Origin of the sequence: Oleiagrimonas soli (assembly GCF_000761445.1) — a bacterium.
In the GTDB taxonomy this organism is placed as follows: domain Bacteria; phylum Pseudomonadota; class Gammaproteobacteria; order Xanthomonadales; family Rhodanobacteraceae; genus Oleiagrimonas; species Oleiagrimonas soli.
Map to the genome: position 1 here is coordinate 2,516,587 of NZ_KN196470.1, position 14,491 is coordinate 2,531,077.

Annotated in this window: 13 protein-coding genes and 4 tRNA genes; 5 read left to right on the forward strand and 12 right to left on the reverse strand. The window is 67.5% G+C overall.

Annotated elements, in window-relative coordinates; translation table 11 throughout:
- The 3 genes from LF63_RS11205 to LF63_RS11215 form a co-directional block, all read right to left on the reverse strand.
- Positions 1-76, reverse strand: a tRNA-Thr gene (locus LF63_RS11205).
- Between the two features lie 26 nt (positions 77-102).
- A tRNA-Gly gene (locus LF63_RS11210) sits at positions 103-176 on the reverse strand.
- Between the two features lie 98 nt (positions 177-274).
- Positions 275-360, reverse strand: a tRNA-Tyr gene (locus LF63_RS11215).
- A 206-nt stretch (positions 361-566) separates the two neighbouring features.
- Here LF63_RS11215 and LF63_RS11220 point away from each other — a divergent pair.
- Positions 567-1,604, forward strand: a complete 1,038-nt coding sequence (locus LF63_RS11220) for an acyltransferase family protein (protein WP_081945194.1) — start codon at positions 567-569, stop codon at positions 1,602-1,604.
- Here the strand turns inward: LF63_RS11220 and LF63_RS11225 are convergent, their stop codons facing one another.
- Positions 1,605-2,111 (reverse strand): acyl-CoA thioesterase, encoded by a 507-nt coding sequence (locus LF63_RS11225; RefSeq protein WP_043101851.1) that lies wholly within the window; start codon positions 2,109-2,111, stop codon positions 1,605-1,607.
- Between the two features lie 119 nt (positions 2,112-2,230).
- Between LF63_RS11225 and LF63_RS11230 the strand changes: the two genes are divergently transcribed.
- Both LF63_RS11230 and LF63_RS11235 read left to right on the forward strand, forming a co-directional pair.
- Positions 2,231-4,558 (forward strand): SpoIIE family protein phosphatase, encoded by a 2,328-nt coding sequence (locus LF63_RS11230; RefSeq protein ID WP_043101853.1) that lies wholly within the window; start codon positions 2,231-2,233, stop codon positions 4,556-4,558.
- Positions 4,555-4,938, forward strand: a complete 384-nt coding sequence (locus LF63_RS11235) for an STAS domain-containing protein (RefSeq protein WP_043101854.1) — start codon at positions 4,555-4,557, stop codon at positions 4,936-4,938. Before LF63_RS11230 ends, LF63_RS11235 begins: the two co-directional genes overlap by 4 nt.
- 49 nt (positions 4,939-4,987) lie before the next feature.
- Here the strand turns inward: LF63_RS11235 and ychF are convergent, their stop codons facing one another.
- From ychF to LF63_RS11275, 8 genes are all read right to left on the reverse strand, one after another.
- The gene (gene ychF, locus LF63_RS11240) at positions 4,988-6,079 is read right to left on the reverse strand and encodes a redox-regulated ATPase YchF (RefSeq protein WP_043101856.1); all 1,092 of its coding nucleotides are present in this window, start codon (positions 6,077-6,079) and stop codon (positions 4,988-4,990) included.
- Between the two features lie 54 nt (positions 6,080-6,133).
- On the reverse strand, positions 6,134-6,718 hold the full coding sequence (gene pth / locus LF63_RS11245) for an aminoacyl-tRNA hydrolase (RefSeq protein ID WP_043101858.1): 585 nt from the start codon (positions 6,716-6,718) through the stop codon (positions 6,134-6,136).
- Positions 6,719-6,769: 51 nt separating this feature from the next.
- Positions 6,770-7,462: a 50S ribosomal protein L25/general stress protein Ctc gene (locus LF63_RS11250; protein WP_043101860.1), complete on the reverse strand. Its 693-nt coding sequence runs from the start codon at positions 7,460-7,462 to the stop codon at positions 6,770-6,772.
- A 163-nt stretch (positions 7,463-7,625) separates the two neighbouring features.
- A complete protein-coding gene (locus LF63_RS11255) occupies positions 7,626-8,582 on the reverse strand; it encodes a ribose-phosphate diphosphokinase (RefSeq protein ID WP_268746046.1) in 957 nt (318 codons plus the stop codon).
- Between the two features lie 88 nt (positions 8,583-8,670).
- Positions 8,671-8,745: transfer RNA gene (locus tag LF63_RS11260), tRNA-Gln, on the reverse strand.
- The gene (ispE, locus tag LF63_RS15300) at positions 8,736-9,596 is read right to left on the reverse strand and encodes a 4-(cytidine 5'-diphospho)-2-C-methyl-D-erythritol kinase (RefSeq protein WP_052395242.1); all 861 of its coding nucleotides are present in this window, start codon (positions 9,594-9,596) and stop codon (positions 8,736-8,738) included. The genes LF63_RS11260 and ispE overlap by 10 nt, the downstream gene beginning before the upstream one ends.
- Positions 9,593-10,195 carry a lipoprotein insertase outer membrane protein LolB gene (gene lolB / locus LF63_RS11270; protein WP_043101867.1) on the reverse strand — a complete coding sequence of 201 codons (603 nt, stop codon included), beginning with the start codon at positions 10,193-10,195 and terminating at the stop codon, positions 9,593-9,595. Before lolB ends, ispE begins: the two co-directional genes overlap by 4 nt.
- Positions 10,192-11,931, reverse strand: a complete 1,740-nt coding sequence (locus LF63_RS11275; RefSeq protein WP_043101870.1) for a tetratricopeptide repeat protein — start codon at positions 11,929-11,931, stop codon at positions 10,192-10,194. The genes lolB and LF63_RS11275 overlap by 4 nt, the downstream gene beginning before the upstream one ends.
- Before the next feature lie 100 nt (positions 11,932-12,031).
- On the opposite strand from LF63_RS11275, the gene hemA reads away from it, so the two are divergent.
- The gene (gene hemA / locus LF63_RS11280; protein ID WP_043101872.1) at positions 12,032-13,318 is read left to right on the forward strand and encodes a glutamyl-tRNA reductase; all 1,287 of its coding nucleotides are present in this window, start codon (positions 12,032-12,034) and stop codon (positions 13,316-13,318) included.
- A gap of 72 nt (positions 13,319-13,390) precedes the next feature.
- Positions 13,391-14,473 (forward strand): peptide chain release factor 1, encoded by a 1,083-nt coding sequence (prfA, locus tag LF63_RS11285; RefSeq protein WP_043101874.1) that lies wholly within the window; start codon positions 13,391-13,393, stop codon positions 14,471-14,473.
- Positions 14,474-14,491: the final 18 nt, after the last annotated feature.

Here is a 14,491-nt window from a genome sequence, read left to right on the forward strand (position 1 = left end):
TGGTGCTCATGACAGGAATCGAACCTGTGACCTCTTCCTTACCAAGGAAGTGCTCTACCGACTGAGCTACATGAGCAAAAGTTCCGCATGACCGGAGGTCAATGGAGCGGGAGACGGGAATCGAACCCGCACCATCAGCTTGGAAGGCTGAGGTTCTACCATTGAACTACTCCCGCCCGGCGGGTACATCTGGCGGATCGTGCGCGTCGACGAACGACGTTGCGCGCAACCCTTTTTCTGCTTCACCACCCGATCACACCGGAGGCGATCGAGATGGTGGAGGGAGGTGGATTCGAACCACCGAAGGCGTAAGCCAGCAGATTTACAGTCTGCCCCCGTTGGCCGCTTGGGTATCCCTCCAGCAAAGACCGGCTATTCTCGCGACCGCCCCTGGATGTGTCAACACTTGAGAGCGATTTTCGCCGCGATTTTTCGCGTGTGCGGACGGTGCGTCGCATGTGCCTCGCACCGGGTCCGCATCGGCGGGCGCGTATTCTGGCTGATCGTGACGACAATGCCAAGTCGTTTCATGCGAGGTTCAAGCCTACTGCGTTGTGCTGACCCTCATGCCTGCCCGTTTCCCAGCCCCGTCTTCGCCTCGCGCCGACGTGCGCGACCCCTGGCTCGACAACGCCCGCTTCTTCCTGATCGCCCTGGTAGTGTTCGGCCACGAACTCGAACCGCTGCTGCGCACGCACTCGCTGCTGGCCGGTTGCTATCGCTTCATCTACCTCTTCCACATGCCCGCGTTCGCGATGCTGTCCGGCGCGGTCGCCAGCACGGATCTGAACAGCACGCTGCTGCGCAAGATCGTCTTCCGCCTGCTGCTTCCGTACCTGCTGTTCCAGGGACTGTACGCATGGATTTCGCAGGCCGGCGTCTGGCCCGACGACGGACCCGACGGTATCGCCACGCCCTACTGGCTGCTCTGGTATCTGCCGAGTCTGGCGTGCTGGCGCCTGCTGCTGCCGCTGTTCGCACGTCTGCGCTGCAGGCTGCCGCTCGCCGTGGGCGTGGCGCTGGCGGCAGGCTGGGCCGGCGATCTCGGCCACTACCTGTCGCTGTCGCGCACGCTGGTGTTCTTTCCGTTCTTCCTGATCGGTTGGCAGCGGCTGCCGGACTGGTGCCGCGCAGACGCCCGCATGCCGGCGCGACCGCTCGCCGTCGCCCTGCTGCTCGCGTTGGCCGCACTGGCGCTGGACCGACGGCTGGACCCGCGTTGGCTGTACGGCAGCGCCAGCTATGCAGCACTGCACGTCAGCGCGCTGCACGGATCGATTCAACGCTTGCTGTTGATGGCCGCCGCGACGCTGGCGGCGCTGGCTGTGTTCCGCCTGACGCCGCGACGCGCATTCGCCTGGTCGCGACTGGGACGCGGCAGCCTGGCCGCCTACCTGCTGCACGGATTCGCCATCAAGCTCGCCATCGGCGCGGGCGCATTCGCCCTGATCCGCGACTGGCCGACGCCGGTCCTGCTGGCGATGCTGGGCACCCTGGCCCTGACCGTCACGGCCACGCTGTGCTCGCCGCTGATCAACCGACTGGCGGCGCCGCTGACGCAACCGCGCTGGCTGGAACGCGCGCTGTGGCGCCCCGCCGACTGATCAGGATTCCGCGTCCTCGCGCCGCAGCGGCGGGCGGTAGCGAGCGACTTCCTGCTCCATCTTCTTGGACAGTTCGATCAGGCGCTGCGCGTATTCCTGCAGCGTGCGGTCGCCGTCGTCCTTGGGCGTCCATGCCGGCACCGGCGTGGGCTTGCCGTCGGGGCCGTCCAGCGCCACGAACACGATGACGCAGCTCGTCGCCAAGCGCTCCTTGCCGTGCGTCAGATCGCGCGCCAGCACGTCGACGGCGAAATGCATGCTCGAAGTGCCGGTATGGATCAGCTTGGCGTGCACGGTGACCAGATCGCCGATCAGGATCGGCTGCACGAACTGGATACCGCCCACCGCCACCGTCACGCAGTACGCGCCGCTCCAGCCGACCGCACCGGCGTAGCCGGCCTGGTCGATCCACTTCATGACCATGCCGCCGTGCACCTTGCCGCCGAAATTGACGTCGGTGGGCTGCGCCAGAAAGCGAAATGTGACGTCACGCTGCATTCCAGACATCCAGAGAACCTGCTTTCGTTCAGAAAGCGGGCATTATGCGCCAATATCCAAGGTGTCACAGGCAGAGACACGGATCGCGGCATGCGTCGCGGCCGACCAAGTGCACGAGGAGTGTTGGCATGGGATGGCGAAGCATCAGCATTGCTTCACGACTTGCACTATGGGCCCTGCTGGGTTCGATGCTGGTGCTGGCGATCAGCGGCACGATCCTGTTCATCCACACGCGCGACACGGTGCTCGCGCACACGCATCGCGAGGCCGGTGCGCTGGCGCGGGGCGCGGCCAGCCGCATCGAGGCGCGCCTGGATCGCGTCGTGGTCTCGACACAACAACTGGCCGCGCTCATCGATCCTTCCTCGCCGGACGCCGACAAGCTGCTGCGGCAAGCGCTGAAGGCCAATCACGACCTGTCCGGGCTGGCCGTGGCTTTCCGGCCCGGCGACGGCACGATCGCACCCGCGCCGTTCGTGAGCCGCGATTCCGAAGGCCGCATGCACGGGCGCGATCTGCGCGACGACCCCACGCACTACTGGCAGCAGAACTGGTTCCTGGGCGGACTCACCTGCCGCAAGGGCTGCTGGCAACGACCGTTCTTCTCCAAGTCTCGGCAGCGTTGGCTGATCAACTTCTCGGTCGCCATCGTGCGCAAGGACAAACCCATCGGACTGGTCAACGCCGACGTGTCCCTGGACTGGCTGCGGGACATTCTCGGCACGCTGCGCAAACCGGACGGCGCGCAGGCCTTCGTCATGGGCGGCGACGGCGTCTATCTGGCGCACGACCGGCACGATCTGACCGGACACCCAGGCAGCCCGGCCCTGCTCAAGGCGCTGGCTGCACGCAATGGCGCGCCCGCGTTGCTCTCGGCCCGGCACGCAGCGGACCTGGATGAAGCTTCCTGGCTGTATGGCGCGCCGATCAAGGGTTCGTACTGGTCGCTGGGGCTGCTGGTGCCCGAGCGACGCATCTACGCACCCCTGCGCCACCTGTTCATCATCGACCTCAGCATCGGTACGTTGGCCCTGCTCTGCATCGCCCTGATGCTGCTGTTGGTGACGCGCCGCATGCTGGCCCCGCTGGGCGTGCTGGCCGCGCGCGCCGAACACATCGCTCGTGGCGAGACCGCGTTCGAGCTGCCGGACATCCGCGGACGCGACGAGGTCGGTCGACTGACGCAGTCCTTCGACACCATGCGCCAGGAACTGGCCGCGCACATCGAGCAGCTGACCGAAGCCGTTCGCGCCCAGCAGCGCCTGAGCAGCGAACTGGAGATCGCCCAGCAGATCCAGACGTCCCTGCTGCCCAGCGAGCATTACATCGAGGCGCGCACCACGCGCTTCGAGCTGCACGCGAGCCTGCGTCCCGCGCGCGCCGTGGGCGGCGACCTGTACAGCTACTTCATGCTCGACCGCCACCATTTCTGCGTCATGGTCGGCGATGTCTCCGACAAAGGCATCCCGGCGGCCCTGTTCATGGCGCGCACCATCACCCTGGCCAAGGCCCTGGCCGCCCACACGCTGTCGCCGCAGCGGATGCTCAAGCGTCTCAACCAGGAGCTGTGCGTCGGCAACGAAAGCTGCATGTTCGTCACCCTGCTCTGCGGCGTGCTGGACCTGCGCAGAGGGCGCTTCACGATGGCCAGCGCCGGGCACGATCCGATCATGCTGTGCAACGAGGACGGTCCGCGCCTGATCGATGCCGAGACCGGCCCGGCGATCGGACTGGACGAGGATGCGGCCTACCCCAGCCACACCGTGCAGTTGCATGCCGGTGATACCCTGCTGATGTACACCGACGGCATTACCGAAGCGACCGATGCGGACATGCGGATGTACGGCATCGAGCGCGCGCTTCGCGTACTCGGGCAGTCGCCGCGTCCGGAAAAGCCCAGCGAGTACACGCATCGCCTGCTGTCGGACCTGGACCGCTTCGTGGGCAGCGCCGATCAGGCCGACGACATCACGATCCTGGCGCTGAGCTGGCACCACACCGAAGACGACGGAGACACCGACGTGCTCGAACTGGATCTGCCCGGCCGCATCGAAGACGTGTTCGCCGCGCTGGAGCGCTGCGAACAGACCATGGAAGCGTCAGGCATTCCGGGCGGCGTACGCGAAGACGTGCGGCTGGTGCTCGAGGAACTGATGGTCAACATGGTCGAGCACGGACACACTGGCAGAACCGATGGCAACATCCGCCTGCGCCTGGAGTGCGACGACGACGATGTCCGCGTCTCGCTGCGCGACAACGGGCATCCGTTCAATCCGCTTGAGACCAAACCGCCCTCCACCGACACCGACGGCGCCACCGATCCGGAACAGGTGGGCGGTTTCGGCATCCATCTGGTGCGCGCGATGGCCAGCGAACTGACCTATTCGCACGACGACCAGGGCAACCACCTGCAACTTCGCTTCGTCAACCACTCTCGCATGGAGCCCGATTCATGACGCTGAACATCCGCACCGAGTCGACCACCCCGGAACGCATCACGCTGTTCGTCGAAGGTCGTCTGGACGCAAGCAACTACGGGCCGTTCGACAGCGAGGTCCAGACGAAGCTCGCGCCGCTGCCCGAAGGCGGCACCGTCGTGCTCGACCTGAAGGATCTCGAATACATCAGCAGCGCCGGCTTGCGCAGCTTCGCCAAGATCCGCAAGCAGATGCGTGCGCGCAACGGGCACACGCTGCTGCTGAACCCGCAGCCGCAGGTACGCAAGGTGTTCGACATCGTCAAGGCGGTGCCGGTCAACGAGATTTTCGTGACCGTGCGGGAACTGGACGACTACCTCGACCAGATTCAGCGCAAGATGATGCAGGAAGACCGCTGAGCGGGAAACGCACTCGCCCCGACCGCGCGGCGGCCGGGGCAGCGCATCGTCAGACGTTGAAGCGGAAGTGCAGGATGTCGCCTTCCTTGACGATGTAGTCCTTGCCTTCCAGTCGCAGGCGTCCGGCTTCCTTGGCGCCGGCTTCGCCCTTGTACTGGATGAAATCGTCGTAGCCGACGGTCTCGGCGCGAATGAAGCCCTTCTCGAAATCGGTGTGGATCACGCCGGCGGCCTGCGGCGCGGTGGCGCCGCGCTTGACCGTCCAGGCGCGCACTTCCTTCACGCCCGCCGTGAAGTACGTCTGCAGACCCAGCAGCTTGTAGCCGGCGCGGATCACGCGGTCGAGGCCCGGCTCGTCGAGGCCGAGGTCGGCCAGGAACTCGTCGCGATCGGCATCCTCGAGCTGCGCCATCTCTTCCTCGATGGCGGCGCACACCGGCACCACTTCCGCGCCCTCGGCCGCGGCGCGCTCGCGCACGGCATCCAGGTGCGGATTGTTCTCGAAACCATCCTCGCGCACGTTGGCGATGTACATCAGCGGCTTCAGCGTCAGCAGGAACATGTCGCGCACCAGGGCGCGCTCGTCGTCGTCCAGCGCCACCGAACGCGCGGGATGACCTTCGCTCAGCGCGGTCGCCAGCTTCTGCAGCACCGGACGGCGCGCCAGCGCGTCCTTGTCGTTGGCCTTGGCGGCGCGCTCGGCGCGATTGAGCGCCTTCTCCACCGATTCCAGATCGGCCAGCGCCAGTTCGGTGTCGATGGTCTCGATGTCGGCGATCGGATCGACCTTGCCGGCCACGTGCACGATGTCGCTGTGCTCGAAGCAGCGCACCACGTGCGTGATCGCGTCGACCTCACGGATGTGCGCCAGGAACTTGTTGCCCAGCCCCTCGCCCTTGGAGGCGCCGGCGACCAGGCCGGCGATGTCGACGAACTCGATCGAGGTCGGGATCACCCGCTCCGGATGCACGATGTCGGCCAGCGCCTTCAGGCGCAGATCGGGCACCGGCACCACGCCGACGTTCGGGTCGATGGTGCAGAACGGGAAATTGGCTGCCGCGATGCCGGCCTTGGTCAGCGCGTTGAAGAGAGTCGACTTGCCGACATTGGGCAAACCGACGATGCCGCATTTGATACCCATCAGACTGGCTTCCGTGTAACGGGAGAACGGAGGCGGCGCGGACGCATGCGCGCCCTACTTCGCCGCCGAAGTGTGCAGGCGTTTCATCGCCTCGTCGAAGCGCCCGTCGACCGCCAGCGGCAGCACGTCGAGCGCGCGCGCGATGCCGTCGAGCATGGCGTCCTCGTCCTGCGCGGAGGGACGCCCCAGTACCCACGGCGTCACGCGGTCGCGCGCACCGGGATGACCGATGCCGACGCGCAGGCGATGAAACTTGCCGTGACCGAGATGCCCCATGATGTCGCGCAGGCCGTTCTGGCCGCCGTGGCCGCCGTCGAACTTCAGGCGCACGACGCCGGGATCGAGGTCCAGATCGTCATGCACGACCAGGCACTCGTCGGGTTCGATCTTGTAGTAGCGCAGCGCCGAAACCACGGCGATGCCGCTCTTGTTCATAAAGGTGGACGGCTTCAGCAGCCACACCGGCTCGCCGCCGATGCGCACGCGGCACGACAGCCCGTGCAGCTTGCCGTCGACCGCGAAGGTCTCGCCCTCGCCGCGCGCCAGCGCGTCGACAAACCAGAACCCGGCATTGTGCCGGGTTCCAAGGTATTCGGCTCCGGGGTTGCCCAGACCGACGATGAGACGCAGACCTGACATGGACGCAAGGCATGGCGCCGCGCTCCGCTCGGGAGCGCGGCGCGGATGCGCTTACTTGTCCTCGCCGGCGTCGTCGCCCTCGTCGGACGACGCTTCGGCGGAAGCGCTCGGCGCAGGCGCGGCGGCGCCTTCCTCACCCTCGCCTTCGGTCGGCTCGACCTCGATCTTCACCGCATGCACGGTGACGACCGGCAGGTCGTGCTCGGGGCCGTGGCGCAGCTCCGGAATCTCCACGCCTTCCGGCAGGTTCAGCTCGGACAGGTGGATGATGTCGCCCTGGTCAATGGTCGACAGATCGACTTCGATGTATTCCGGCAGGTGCTCCGGCAGGCAGGCCACTTCGACTTCGGTGAAGTTGTGCGAGATCACCACGCCGGAGGTCTTGCCGGCCGGAGACTTCTCCTGGTTCAGGAAGTGCAGCGGAATCGAGGTGTGCAGCTTCTCGCCCGCGCGCACGCGCTGGAAGTCCATGTGCATCATCTGCAGCTTGTACGGATGCTTCTGCCAGTCGCGCAGCAGGACCTTCTCGGACTTGCCGTCGACCTTCAGGTCCAGCACGGACGAGAAGAACCACTCGTGCTTGGCCAGCGCCATGACGATGCGGTGCTCGATCTGGATGGATTTCGGCGGCTGGTCGCCACCGTAGACGATCGCCGGAACCATGCCCGCGTGACGCAGGCGGCGGCTCGCACCTTTCCCCTCGTCACTGCGAACTTCGGCGTTCACTTCGTGAATCGTTGCCATGATTGTTGCCTCGGTTGAAAAGCCCGCCTTGCGGCGGAAAAACGTTCTCCCGCGACCAGGAGAACGGTGAAAATCGATCGGCTGCCACCCGTCGCCGGCCGGCAAACCGGCGATTATAGGGCAAAAAACGCCGTTTGTGCGACGCGCGCCGCGGCGCCGCGGGTCAGTCCACGTAGAGCGAACTGACCGATTCGCCGCCGGCCATGCGGCGGATCGTCTCGGCCAGCAACTCGGCCACCGTGAGCTGACGGATCTTCTCGCAAGCGGCGGCAGCGGGCGACAGCGGCAGCGTGTCGGTCACCACCAGTTGGTCCAGCTGCGAACCGTTGATGTTGTCGATGGCCGCGCCGGACAGCACCGGGTGCACGCAGTAGGCCTCGACCCGCTTCGCGCCCTGGTCCTTCAGCGCCGCGGCGGCAGCGCACAGCGTGCCGGCGGTGTCGACGATGTCGTCGACCAGCACGCAGGACTTGCCGGACACGTCGCCGATGATGTTCATCACCGTGGCCACGTTGGCCTTCGGACGGCGCTTGTCGATGATCGCCAGATCGGCGTCGTCCAGGCGCTTGGCGATGGCGCGCGCGCGCACCACGCCGCCCACGTCCGGGCTGACCACGATGATGTCGTCCATGTTGTGACGACGCCAGATGTCGGCCAGCAGCACCGGCGAGGCGTAGACATTGTCGACCGGAATGTCGAAGAAACCCTGGATCTGGTCGGCGTGCAGGTCCACCGTCAGCACGCGGTCGACGCCGGAGGCGACGATCATCTTCGCCGCCAGCTTGGCGGTGATCGGCACGCGCGCCGAGCGCGGGCGGCGATCCTGGCGGGCGTAGCCGAAGTACGGCATCACCGCGGTCACCGAACTGGCCGACGCGCGCTTGAGCGCATCGGACAGCACCAGCAGTTCCATGAAGTTCTCGGCGGTCGGCGCGCCGGTCGGCTGCAGGATGAAGACATCCTGGCCGCGCACGTTCTCCTCGATCTCCACCTGGACTTCGCCGTCGCTGAAGCGACCGACGAGCGCCTTGCCCAGGGGCACCGCCAGCCGGTGCGCGACGTCCTCGGCAAGTTTGTGATGAGCATTGCCGGTGAACAGCATCAGGCCAGCCGTATCCACAGTTCGTTCCCCGCTTGGCGATGTATCGAGAAGACCGGGTTTGACCCCGTTGCACGCGCGGCGGCGAACGCCTGCGCGATACGAAAAGTGGCTGGGGCGGCAGGATTCGAACCTGCGCATGCCGGGATCAAAACCCGGTGCCTTACCGCTTGGCTACGCCCCAACGCTTGAACGGTCGACCTTCGTTCGCAGCGGCGACACATCGACGCCGTCGGCCACGAAGGCCCTGAATGGTTGCGGACAGCGCGCGGCGATCCGCTCGCTGTCCTCGCGCGTTTCCGTTTCCAGAAACACGCACGCTCCGGTTCCGGACAACCGCGCCGCGCCGAACTGGCCGAGCCAGCGCATCGCGTCGTCGATCCGGGCATGCGCGGCCCGCGCCAACGGCGCGAAGGCGTTCTCCGTCGCATGTCCTTCCAGGAAGCTGGAAATTGTCGCCTCGGGGGCATTTCGTGTCAATTCGGGCGACTGGAAAAAAGCCTGCGTGGACACGTGCACGCCGGGATCGACGATGACGTAACTCGCGCTCGGCAGCGCCAGCGGCTCGATGCGTTCGCCGATGCCCTCGGCCCAGGCACTGCGCCCGTGCACGAAGACCGGCACGTCCGCTCCCAGCTGCAGGCCCAGCGCAGCCAGCTCGGCCACGGAGAGCCCCGTGCCCCACAGGTGATTGAGCGCGACCAGCGTGCTGGCGGCATCGGAGCTGCCGCCGCCCAGACCGCCGCCCATCGGAATACGCTTGGTGACGCGCAGATCGGCGCCGCGTCCGCAGCCCGTGTGCTGCCGCAGCAGGTGCGCGGCGCGCAGCACCAGATCCTGCTCGGGCGACACCTCCGCGATACCCGAACCGCCGACCAGACGCTCGTCGTCGCGCAGACGCACATGCAGGTCGTCGCCCCAGTCCAGCAGACGGAACACGGTCTGCAGCAGGTGATAGCCGTCCTCGCGACGACCGACGATGCGCAGAAACAAATTGAGCTTGGCCGGCGCCGGCCAGACGCTCCACGCGTTCATGGCGTGGACCAGGACCAGTGCTCGATCGACACGCGGACGCGGTAGTTGCCCATCGACGCGAACACCTTGCGCGGCACGGCGGGCTGACTGTCGGCGAACCAGTCGCGGTATTCGACCTTCCAGCCGTCCTGCTGCAGCAGCGACGGCAGATGGTCGTTTCCAAAGCGCAGCGTGGCGGGGCTGTCGGGCGCGCGCAGTCCCTTTACCCAGTAGCGCAACTGCTGAAGCGGCACGCGCCAGCCCAACGCGCGCGCCAGCAGATGCTCGGCGTCGACGCCATGCATCGGCCCCTGATCCAGCCCATCCAACTCGGCGCCGCCGGGACCGCCGCGCAGACGGAAGCTGCGCCCGGTGACAGGCGCGCGCAGGGTGAAGTCGTAGCGGTCGCCGTCCTGGGTCCAGGTCAGACCGCCGCTGCCGCCATGCTCGCCGTCGGTCACGGCCAAGCGCGCCTCGATGGTCCAGTGCGTGCGCGCCGACAGCGCCTGCTCGCGCGCCTGCTGCGCGCCGAGCATGACCTTGTCGCCCTTGATGCGCACCGGCGCACAGGCCGCCAGCGCCAGCAACGCGGCGCCGAGCAGAAAATGGCGACCTCTCACGGTTTCAGTTTCTCTTTCAGCGCCAGCAGATGCCGGTTGTCCGGGTCCAGTTTCAGTGCCGCGCGATAGACCTTCTCGGCCTGTGCCCTGCGACCCAGATCGAGCAGCACCTGCGTCAGGTGCGCGCCGACCTCGGGATCGGGGCGTTTGCTCCAGGCCGTCTGCAGCGCCGTCTCGGCCTTGTCGAGATGCCCCAGCCGGTACTGCAGCCAACCCCAGGAATCGGTGATCGCCGGATCGTTCGGCAGCGCGGCGCGCGCGCGCTCGATCAGCTTGGTCGCCTCGTCCAGGTGACGCCCGGCATCGGCCAGCGTGTAGCCCAGCGCGTTGACCGCATTGATGTCGTCCGGCGTCAGCTTCAGCACCGCGCGCAGATCGGCGATGGCCGCATCGGTGTCGCCCGCCTCGGCATACGCCAGACCGCGACCGTACAGCAGCTCCGCGTCCTCCTTGTCCGCAGCCAGCGCACGCGTGTAGGCCTTGGCCGCCTCGGCGAAGGCGCTGTCGCGCATGTACAGCTCGGCGTCGACCTGATCCAGATGCTGGACCACGTCGCTCTTGTCGGCGTTGTCCTCGCGCATCTGACGGACCAGCGCGTGCGCCTGATCGGATTTGCCCAGCTGCTGCAGCAGCACCGCGCGACGCACGCCGGCATCGAAAGCATGCTCGTCGTCGGCCGGCACCTTGGCCAACCAGTCGACGGCCGCCTGCGGCTTGTCCAGCAGCGAAGCCAGCTGACCGAGCAGGTAGTAGCTCGACTGCCGCACCTCATCGGGCGCCTTGACCAGCTCGCCGTAGATGCGGCGCAGGGCCGGCAGGTCCTTGCCGCGCGCCGCGAACGCCGCTCGCGCGGCGAAACTGCGCGCATCCTGCGGCCCCTTGGCCAGCACGCTTTCGGCGCCCTTGGTATCGCCGTTCTTGGCCAGCAGACCGGCGTAGGCCAGGCGGATGTCGGCGTTCTTCGGCGAAGCCTTGACCGCCTTCGCGTACAGCGTGCGCGCCTTGGCATCCTCGCCACGCTGCGCATACATGTTGGCGGCCCACGCATAGGCCTGGCCGGTGTGGAACCGCGTCGCGGCCGCATCGGCGATCCGCTGCGCGTAGGCATAGCGGCCCAGTTTCTGCCCCAGCTCGCTCATCGCCAGCCAGGCCAGACCGTCATCCGGAAGCCGCTGCTCGGTCGCGACGTTTTCCAGCAGCCGGCCGGCCTGCGCGGCGTCGCGCGCACTAAGCAGCACCTTGCCGAAGTCTTGCCAGGACTGCTTGCCGCCGTGCGCGGTCATCGCCATCAGTTCCTTCTGCGCATCGGCCGTGCGGCCCTGGTCCAGCGCGATCTGCGCTCGCGCGCGCTGCAGGTCCGACGCATCGGCACCCAGCGCCTGCCAGCGCGCCAGCGAACGCTGCGCGGCGGCGCTGTCGTGCAGGGCCAGGGCCAGACCGACCGCGCGTCGGGCAACGTCGGGATCGCTGGATAGCGCACTGGCCTTGGCGTACTGGGCCTGCGCGGTCTTCAGGTCGCCCTTGCCGAGCGCGAACTCAGCCTGCATCAGCAGCGCCGCGACGTCATGGTCGGCGTCCGGCGTCGCCACCGTGAGTTTCTGCAGCGGCTGCGCGCCGCCGCCCGCTCCCTGCGCCTTGTGTGCGGGCATGGATGTACACCCGAACAGCAGCACCGGCGCCATCGCCGCTGCTACAAAATGCCGCCATTGCTTGAACTTGGCGTGACTGCTGCGCACAATTCACCTCCGTCTGGGGCCGGTAACGCCAGCGACCGGCCGTCGGGACAGCTTAGCCTATCGCTGCCCGTAACCAAGCTGCCGCCAGCCACGATTCGCCATGCCGCTCGTCGCCTTCGGGCTCAACCATCTCACCGCGCCCGTCAGCCTGCGCGAGCAGGTCGCCTTCGACGGCGACCGCGCGCGCCTGGCGATGAGCGACCTGCGCCAGCAGGCCGGTGTGGACGAGGCGATGATCCTGTCGACCTGCAACCGCACCGAGCTGTACTGCAGCGTGCACCCCGGCGCCGAGCACGTACCGGCCGAATGGCTGCACCGGCATCATCACCTGACCGCGGAAAAGCTCGACGAGTTCCTGTATCGCCATGACGAGGACGACGCGGTGCGGCACATCTTCCGCGTCGCCACCGGCCTGGACTCGATGGTGCTGGGCGAACCGCAGATTCTCGGCCAGGTCAAGGACGCCTACCAGATGGCGCGCGAGGTGCAGACCCTCGGCCCGCCGATGGAGCGCCTGCTGCAGCACACCTTCGCCGTCGCCAAGCGCGTGCGCAGCGACACCCGCATCGGCGCGCACACCGTGTCCGTGGCTTTCACCGCGGTGCGCCTGGCCGAACAGGTCTTCACCGATCTGCGCGACGCCTGCGTGCTGCTGGTCGGCGCCGGCGATACCGTCGAACTGGCCGCGCGGCATCTGGCCGGCAAACAGGTCAAGCGCCTGCTGGTCGCCAACCGCACGCTGGAAACCGCACAGACGCTGGCGCACCAGCACGGCGGCTATGCCATCGCCCTGTCCGACCTGGGCAAGCATCTGGCCGAGGCCGACATCGTCATCAGCTCGACCGCCGCGCGCCAGCCGGTCATCACCCGCAACATGGTCGAGGCCGCGATCGCCACCCGCCGCCGCCGACCGATGTTCATGGTCGACATCGCCGTGCCGCGCGACATCGAGCCGACCGTGTCCGAACTTCGCGACGTGTTCCTGTACGGCATCGACGACCTGCGCCAGGTCATCGACGAGCACCTGCGTTCGCGCGAAACCGCCGCCAACGAGGCCGGCGCGATCATCGACCTGCAGGTCGACCGCTACATGAACTGGCGCCGCGCGCTGACCCTGCGCAACCCGGTACTCGACCTGCGCGCCAGCGCCGAGGCACACCGCGACGACGTGCTGGCCCGCGCGCAGGCCATGATCGAGCGCGGCAAGTCGCCGGAAGAGACGCTGGCGTTCCTTGCCAACACGTTGACCAACAAGCTGCTGCACGCGCCCAGCGCGCGCCTGCGCGAAGCCGCGCTGTCCGGCGACCTGGACCTGCTCAACGCCGCCGAACGCCTGTACGGTCTGGACGCCGACGCCGATCCGAATCCGGGCGCCGACGAAGCCTAGCGGCCGCGCGTTCCGCCCGCGTCGCGGGCACGCTATCCTGATCGGCCGCACCGCCTTCGCCCATCGGTCCCCATGACGCCTTCGATCCGCCGCAAACTGCAGACCCTGGCCGAGCGCCACGAGGAGATCGGCCTGCTGCTGGCGCAGCCGGACGTGCTCGACGACGCCGGCCGCTTCCGCGACCTGTCGCGCGAATACGCGCAGCTGGAGCCGCTGAAGACCGCGCTGGCGTCCTACGACGATGCCGAGCGCGAGCTGGCCGAAGCGCGCGCCATGCTCGACGATCCGGAGCTGGGCGAGATGGCCGCCGACGATGTCGAGCGCCTGGAAGCGCGCATCGAGGCGCTCGATGCCGAACTGCAGGTCCTGCTGCTGCCGGTCGATCCGCGTGACGAAGCCAACCTGTTCTTGGAGATTCGCGCCGGCACCGGCGGCGACGAGGCCGCGCTGTTCGCCGGCGACCTGTTCCGCATGTACGCGCGTTACGCCGAGCAGCGCGGCTGGAAGGTCGAGATCGAATCCGACCACCCCGGCGAGCACGGCGGCCACAAGGAGATCGTCGCCCGCGTGGTCGGCCGCGGCGCGTTCTCGCGCCTGAAGTTCGAGTCCGGCACGCATCGTGTGCAGCGCGTGCCCGAGACCGAATCGCAGGGCCGCATCCACACCTCCGCGGCGACGGTGGCGATCATCCCCGAAGCCGAGGAAATCGGCGACATCGAAATCAATCCCGCCGACCTGCGCGTGGACACCTTCCGCTCCTCCGGCGCCGGCGGTCAGCACGTCAACAAGACCGACTCGGCGATCCGCATCACCCACCTGCCCAGCGGCGTCGTGGTGGAATGCCAAACCGAGCGCTCGCAGCATGCCAACCGCGACAAGGCGATGAAGCGGCTGAAGGCGCAGCTGCTCGAAACCGAGCGCGAGAAGCAGACGTCGGCCGAAGCCGCCTCGCGCCGCCTGCAGGTCGGCAGCGGCGACCGCAGCCAGCGCATCCGCACCTACAATTTCCCGCAGGGCCGCATCACCGACCACCGCATCAACCTGACCCTGTACCGCCTCGGCGAAGTACTCGGCGGCGACCTCGACGAACTGGTCGACGCCCTGACCGGCGAGGACCAGGCCGAGCAGCTCAAATCGCTCGGCGAGAGCGGCTGATTCCTTCCGCCGCGCCGC

Coding starts and splice junctions, on each gene's coding strand:
- ychF (WP_043101856.1), bottom strand. CDS start 6,079: ATGGGTATCAAATGCGGCATCGTCGGTTTGCCCAATGTCGGCAAGTCG.
- LF63_RS11235 (WP_043101854.1), top strand. CDS start 4,555: ATGACGCTGAACATCCGCACCGAGTCGACCACCCCGGAACGCATCACG.
- LF63_RS11220 (WP_081945194.1), top strand. CDS start 567: ATGCCTGCCCGTTTCCCAGCCCCGTCTTCGCCTCGCGCCGACGTGCGC.
- hemA (WP_043101872.1), top strand. CDS start 12,032: ATGCCGCTCGTCGCCTTCGGGCTCAACCATCTCACCGCGCCCGTCAGC.
- ispE (WP_052395242.1), bottom strand. CDS start 9,596: ATGAACGCGTGGAGCGTCTGGCCGGCGCCGGCCAAGCTCAATTTGTTT.
- LF63_RS11250 (WP_043101860.1), bottom strand. CDS start 7,462: ATGGCAACGATTCACGAAGTGAACGCCGAAGTTCGCAGTGACGAGGGG.
- pth (WP_043101858.1), bottom strand. CDS start 6,718: ATGTCAGGTCTGCGTCTCATCGTCGGTCTGGGCAACCCCGGAGCCGAA.
- LF63_RS11230 (WP_043101853.1), top strand. CDS start 2,231: ATGGGATGGCGAAGCATCAGCATTGCTTCACGACTTGCACTATGGGCC.
- LF63_RS11225 (WP_043101851.1), bottom strand. CDS start 2,111: ATGTCTGGAATGCAGCGTGACGTCACATTTCGCTTTCTGGCGCAGCCC.
- prfA (WP_043101874.1), top strand. CDS start 13,391: ATGACGCCTTCGATCCGCCGCAAACTGCAGACCCTGGCCGAGCGCCAC.